The sequence below is a fragment of the Synechocystis sp. LEGE 06083 genome (genome assembly GCF_015207725.1).
GTDB lineage: Bacteria > Cyanobacteriota > Cyanobacteriia > Cyanobacteriales > Microcystaceae > Synechocystis > Synechocystis salina.
This window is the reverse complement of record NZ_JADEWJ010000290.1, coordinates 1-4,606: the sequence shown is the minus strand read 5'-3', so window position 1 is coordinate 4,606 and position 4,606 is coordinate 1. Positions and strand designations below refer to the sequence as shown.

The 4,606-nt window shown below is 51.0% G+C and carries 8 protein-coding genes; 2 read left to right on the top strand and 6 right to left on the bottom strand.

The window, feature by feature from the left end:
• The 5 genes from IQ219_RS16990 to IQ219_RS16970 form a co-directional block, all read right to left on the bottom strand.
• Positions 1–234: monovalent cation/H(+) antiporter subunit G (locus tag IQ219_RS16990; protein ID WP_194073388.1), on the bottom strand; the 234-nt coding region annotated here is incomplete at its 3' end.
• Positions 231–482: a hypothetical protein gene (locus IQ219_RS16985; RefSeq protein WP_190597739.1), complete on the bottom strand. Its 252-nt coding sequence runs from the start codon at positions 480–482 to the stop codon at positions 231–233. The genes IQ219_RS16985 and IQ219_RS16990, both read right to left, overlap by 4 nt.
• The gene (locus IQ219_RS16980) at positions 479–868 is read right to left on the bottom strand and encodes a cation:proton antiporter (RefSeq protein WP_194073387.1); all 390 of its coding nucleotides are present in this window, start codon (positions 866–868) and stop codon (positions 479–481) included. Before IQ219_RS16980 ends, IQ219_RS16985 begins: the two co-directional genes overlap by 4 nt.
• Positions 865–2,328 (bottom strand): cation:proton antiporter, encoded by a 1,464-nt coding sequence (locus tag IQ219_RS16975; RefSeq protein WP_194073386.1) that lies wholly within the window; start codon positions 2,326–2,328, stop codon positions 865–867. The genes IQ219_RS16980 and IQ219_RS16975 overlap by 4 nt, the downstream gene beginning before the upstream one ends.
• A complete protein-coding gene (locus tag IQ219_RS16970) occupies positions 2,325–2,669 on the bottom strand; it encodes an NADH-quinone oxidoreductase subunit K (RefSeq protein ID WP_190597736.1) in 345 nt (114 codons plus the stop codon). Before IQ219_RS16970 ends, IQ219_RS16975 begins: the two co-directional genes overlap by 4 nt.
• 101 nt (positions 2,670–2,770) lie before the next feature.
• Here IQ219_RS16970 and IQ219_RS16965 point away from each other — a divergent pair, with 101 nt between their 5' ends.
• Both IQ219_RS16965 and IQ219_RS16960 read left to right on the top strand, forming a co-directional pair.
• Positions 2,771–2,974: a hypothetical protein gene (locus tag IQ219_RS16965; protein ID WP_194073385.1), complete on the top strand. Its 204-nt coding sequence runs from the start codon at positions 2,771–2,773 to the stop codon at positions 2,972–2,974.
• Positions 2,975–2,993: 19 nt separating this feature from the next.
• Positions 2,994–3,710 (top strand): DUF2301 domain-containing membrane protein, encoded by a 717-nt coding sequence (locus tag IQ219_RS16960; protein WP_194073384.1) that lies wholly within the window; start codon positions 2,994–2,996, stop codon positions 3,708–3,710.
• A 69-nt stretch (positions 3,711–3,779) separates the two neighbouring features.
• On the opposite strand, the gene IQ219_RS16955 is transcribed toward IQ219_RS16960, so the two are convergent.
• The gene (locus IQ219_RS16955; protein WP_190597733.1) at positions 3,780–4,565 is read right to left on the bottom strand and encodes an MBL fold metallo-hydrolase; all 786 of its coding nucleotides are present in this window, start codon (positions 4,563–4,565) and stop codon (positions 3,780–3,782) included.
• Positions 4,566–4,606: the final 41 nt, after the last annotated feature.

Sequence of the window (4,606 nt, the reverse complement as noted above, 5' to 3'; positions counted from 1 at the left end):
GCCCAATACCGTATTCCACAACGCCAGGGAAATGAGCGCCAGCAAAAGCAATGGCCATTCCCGCGACAGTTTCAACAACAAGCCCACCACGATCGCCATCGATCCCAACGTATCGGCAACGGAAAGGCTATGGAGCTTGAACACAGAGGAACGTTTTCCCAGTAAAGGGGCGGTGCCCCAAAGCCAGAAAAAAGTCCCCATGGCAATCAAAATATTGGCAATTACATTAGTCATGTTTGTTCCAACCGTTTTAAAACCTGGGCTAATAACATTAGGGCAGCATTGCCCACGCTGAGAATCAAAACCCCCACCACCCCAATCATCCAGTCGTCCCGCATCACGGAAACAATCAAAATCAACACAGATGTTTTGGTGCTCACACTGGCAAAGGCCAGCATCTTTGACCACACATCCTCCTGCTGCACCGCTGCCACCAGGGGAATAACCAGAGCCAACACCATCAACCACACCAGGAAATTCATGGCCGCCTCCTTCTTGTGACGTTGTGGACCTCATACCACCCCGCTTCGTGGTACTTAAGCACCAAGGCTTTGGGGGTAAAGGTAATGAGGAAAATATCAAGAAAAATTAGCCCTGGGGTACGTTGGGGTTTGACCCGTTCCATTTCCACCACTTCCTCGGTGTGGGGTCGGAGAATCATTTGCCATGCTTCCCAATAGGCCTGGGGGATGGCAATGAGAATTTCTTTCCCAATACGCAAACCGTCTCGCCACACCGACGAGGCCACATAACGACGGGGGATTAGCAACGCCACAGTGATGCCGATCAAAATATTCACCAGACTCAAGTCCGATGTGAGCAAAAACCAAATCGTGAGCCGTAGCCCCAAATCTAAGACACCAATCATGTCAAAATCCAAGCGAATAATAGGGTCAAGCTAACGCTCATCATGCCGATCAAGTGATCGATTTTTTCGCCACCGTCCGGTAATTTGATGGTGAGTTTTTTCACCACGCCCCAGTACAATGCCGCCCCCACTATGCAGGTCAGAGTTGCTTTGAGTAAATTCATTGGCGTGAAGGCTTGCCAATAAACCACATTGCCCACAGCTAATCCCCCCAATAACACCATCAGTGCTAGCCCCAGGCCCTTTGGGTAGGGTTGCCCCACAAAGTTTGGTTTGAGAAAGACAAATTTGGAAAAGGAAATGGCTGTGCCGACGGCAGCAATGTTGAGGGCGATCGCCAACCAGGGGGGTAATCCTTTTAGGGTAAGGGTTTTAGCTTCAAAGCCCGCCAGAAGGGGAAAACCAGCAATGGAAGAACTGGCCAGGACGAGGGGAACCCAAAAACCAGCGGCGATCGGTGTTTTTTTCAGAATTTTGAAGTCCCGACTGGGTAAATTGCCGGCCAAGAGGAAGAGACTAGACTTAACTAAGCCATGGGTGAGGGCATAAAATCCTCCGGCCACCGGTGCGGCCAAGACAAAACCCATTTGGGAAACGGTGTGAAAAGCCAACATGCGTTTGCTGTCCTTGGCCAGCATGGCGTAGGCTACCCCAAAAACAGCAGTGGCCACTCCTAAAATTTCCACCAGTAAGAGCAATTGATCGGACAACATACTACAGCGCAACAGGGGCAAAATGCCGGCTTTGACCACTACCCCGGACAGCACAGCGGAAACTGGCGTGGCCGCTTCTCCGTGGGTCTGGGGCAACCATAGTCCCGCTAGAAAAATGCCCCCTTTGGTCAATAAGCCGAGAAAAATCAAGGCGATCGCCTCGGGGGGAGCGTCCGTTAAACCGCTGAAGGCAAAGGAGCCACTGCTGGTGTACACCAAAGCCACACCGATCAGATAAAACAACATGGCCGTGTTGCTGAGCAGGAGATAGCGCAGTCCCAACCAAATAATCCGGGGCTCCCGGGGATAGGTCATCAGGCAAAAAGCGGCGATCGCCACCACTTCCAGAGCCACATAAAGACTCATAAAATCCGCACAGAGAAAAGCGGAGTTGAGACTAGTGTGCAGAATAATTAATTGGGCATAGAAAAAGGCTGAACGGCCGGTGTTCCAGCAATAAACCAACACCGCCAAAGTAACCAGGGCATTGGTGAGCAGGAAATATCCCGCCAGGGCATCTAGCTGTAGGGTGACGCCAAAACTGTCTAGCAATACCCAGGACTGGACATCGGGCACCGTAAATCCCAGATAGGCCAAACCTAGGGTCAGCAAACAAACGGTCAAGGTTAAAAATCGGACGGTGGCCGGCAATAGGTAACCACTAAACCCCGCCATCAAAGACAGGCAGATAATCCCGGTTAACCAGGGCAAAGCATTAAATTCCGCTGGAACTGCAAATAAGGTCATGGCCAGTACTGTTTCTCAATCGCCTTTACTTCTAGGGTGGGATTCTCTTGGGCCAGCTTCATGGTGGCCACCAACATCAATGCCTGAATCGAAAGACCAATGACAATGGCCGTTAAAATCACCGCCTGGGGCACAGGATCGGCATAGGTCAAAGTCGATTTTTCCCCGGTGACAATGGGGGTGAGGAAGCCGGTGCGGGAGGCAGTCAGGCAATAATAGGCAATCACTCCGGTACTCATCACATCCATGGCAATGATTTTCATAAACAGGTTGGGTTTATAGATCAGGGCCAAAAAGCCGATGATCACCGTCACGAAAATACAAGCTTCCAAACCGACCATGGCCAGTTCCTCCTTTTTGCACTAGGTTAAAATCACTAAAAACCAAGAATATGTTCAAAAATTTCCCTGGGCGCCAAATTGCCAGGGGGAAATTCTGTCCCATGCCTCCAGCGATGTCCCTGGGGCTTCACAGGGCAATTGCCGGTGGATCTGTAGACCAACAGGCCGTTGAACATTTTCAGGTGGCATTCACCTTTGGTTATGTAATTTATGTTTTAGATTGCTTAGATTCTATCCTTGTCGGGGTAACAATAGCAATGGCGATCGCCATAAAATCCCCTGATGGAGGGGTCGGCCTGGGATAATTAGGATTAATGGTTATCCATGGCTGAAAATGGCCCTAACTGTGCTGATTTGGGAGCAACGATTATGCTGGAAAGTACCACTGTCAACCCCACCTACCAAGGGCAATTTGGCCCCTTCACCGTCAACGACCACGATCGCCGGGAGGTCATGCTCTACCGCACGGGCTTAGCCTTGGCTGCCGGAGGATTTAGCCTGGGAGTAGCTCTGGCTTTAGCCCAACCATTGCAGCCCTTGGCAGTTAATTTCCACCTGGCCACAGGTTGCTTTTGGCTGATGACAGCGGGTTTGGGACTGAGCCTCTGGACGATTCACATTTACCTCGCCGTACTGCACCGCACTTTGCAAATTTTCTGGGCGATCGGCACCCTCGCGGCCCTTTACTTCAGCTTTGCTTACCCAGAGATTCTAGTGACTACAGTCTATGGTCGACCCTGGACCGTCCTTGGTATTGGCTTTACCTTTGCCGCCCTGACGGGAATCTTCTTCAAGGAAGCCTTTTGTTTCAATCGCCTGGAAACTAAATTTTTAACCGCCCTTATTCCCCTCTTGCTGTTGGGTCATTTAGCTGGGATATTGCCGTTAACTGTGGCGAAAGATGGGCTAGTCCTGGCCAGTATTTTATTCCTGATTTTTGTGGCCAGGAAGGCAAGGCAACCCCTTGACCCAGACATTGGCGATAAATCCGTATTTATTTACCTGGCGGAACAACGCAAAGCAGGGCAAAGTTCCCTTTAGGAAATCTGAAATCTGCCCAAAAATCTGACCTCTTTTTGGGTAAAGTTTGTCAGTCTCTCCCAAGCTCAGTTAAGCCAACAATCCCTGTTCACTGAAGATACGGATCAGGGTGCCTTCCGCCGGCAGATTATTGGCCCGCAGGGAGAGGCGGTTACTATTAATCCGTTGAATATTCATGCCTTCCACCAAATCCAAAAAGGGTTGCAGGGTTTGGAGGTCACAGTTGGCCCGGTCAGCGGCAGGAGTGGCGTACTGAGTCGGTACTACCATGCGGGGATTGAGCACTTCCATGGCGGCCTTGGCTTCGGCGGCGTCGTAGTTTTTTGGCCCACCCCCCACAGGAATTAGGGCCAGGTCAGGACTGCCCAAAAGAATTTTCTGTTCTTCGGTGATGGGAGAAGCTGCTCCCCCCATGTGTACCACCCGAATGCCCCCCTGACTCCAACGCCAGACTACGTTTTGACCAAATCTTCTTCCCCCTAGGCGATCGTGGGGCGCACTGATGCCCTGAAATTGGATGCCGCCGATGTCGTAACTGCCCGGTTCAAATAAAATTCTTGGGTTGCCTGGTAAGTTCTCCGCTGCCCCTTCGTCCCACAGTTGGGAGCTAATGAGTACTAAATCCGCTTGCACCCTAGGCAAACGAAATCCCTTGGTGCAACCAATGGCCCGGAAAGGATTGGCCAAGATGCGGAAACCGTTGGCGGAAAACAAAAAAGCGCTATGGCCCAACCATTCCACCTGTAAACCAGAGTTAGCTTGGGCTGTGGCTGGTCTGAGTCGATCGCCAATTTGGACCCCAGCAACGGCCAGCAACCCGGCTCCAGCAGTACGAATAAGTTTTCGTCGTTTCATGGCAATGGAGAATGGAAAAATTTTTTCGATTCAAGGACGCT

Excerpts from the sequence above, each read along its gene's own strand:
- IQ219_RS16975 (WP_194073386.1), bottom strand. The coding sequence starts at position 2,328 with ATGACCTTATTTGCAGTTCCAGCGGAATTTAATGCTTTGCCCTGGTTA.
- IQ219_RS16960 (WP_194073384.1), top strand. The coding sequence starts at position 2,994 with ATGGCTGAAAATGGCCCTAACTGTGCTGATTTGGGAGCAACGATTATG.
- IQ219_RS16980 (WP_194073387.1), bottom strand. The coding sequence starts at position 868 with ATGATTGGTGTCTTAGATTTGGGGCTACGGCTCACGATTTGGTTTTTG.
- IQ219_RS16955 (WP_190597733.1), bottom strand. The coding sequence starts at position 4,565 with ATGAAACGACGAAAACTTATTCGTACTGCTGGAGCCGGGTTGCTGGCC.
- IQ219_RS16965 (WP_194073385.1), top strand. The coding sequence starts at position 2,771 with ATGCCTCCAGCGATGTCCCTGGGGCTTCACAGGGCAATTGCCGGTGGA.
- IQ219_RS16985 (WP_190597739.1), bottom strand. The coding sequence starts at position 482 with ATGAATTTCCTGGTGTGGTTGATGGTGTTGGCTCTGGTTATTCCCCTG.
- IQ219_RS16970 (WP_190597736.1), bottom strand. The coding sequence starts at position 2,669 with ATGGTCGGTTTGGAAGCTTGTATTTTCGTGACGGTGATCATCGGCTTT.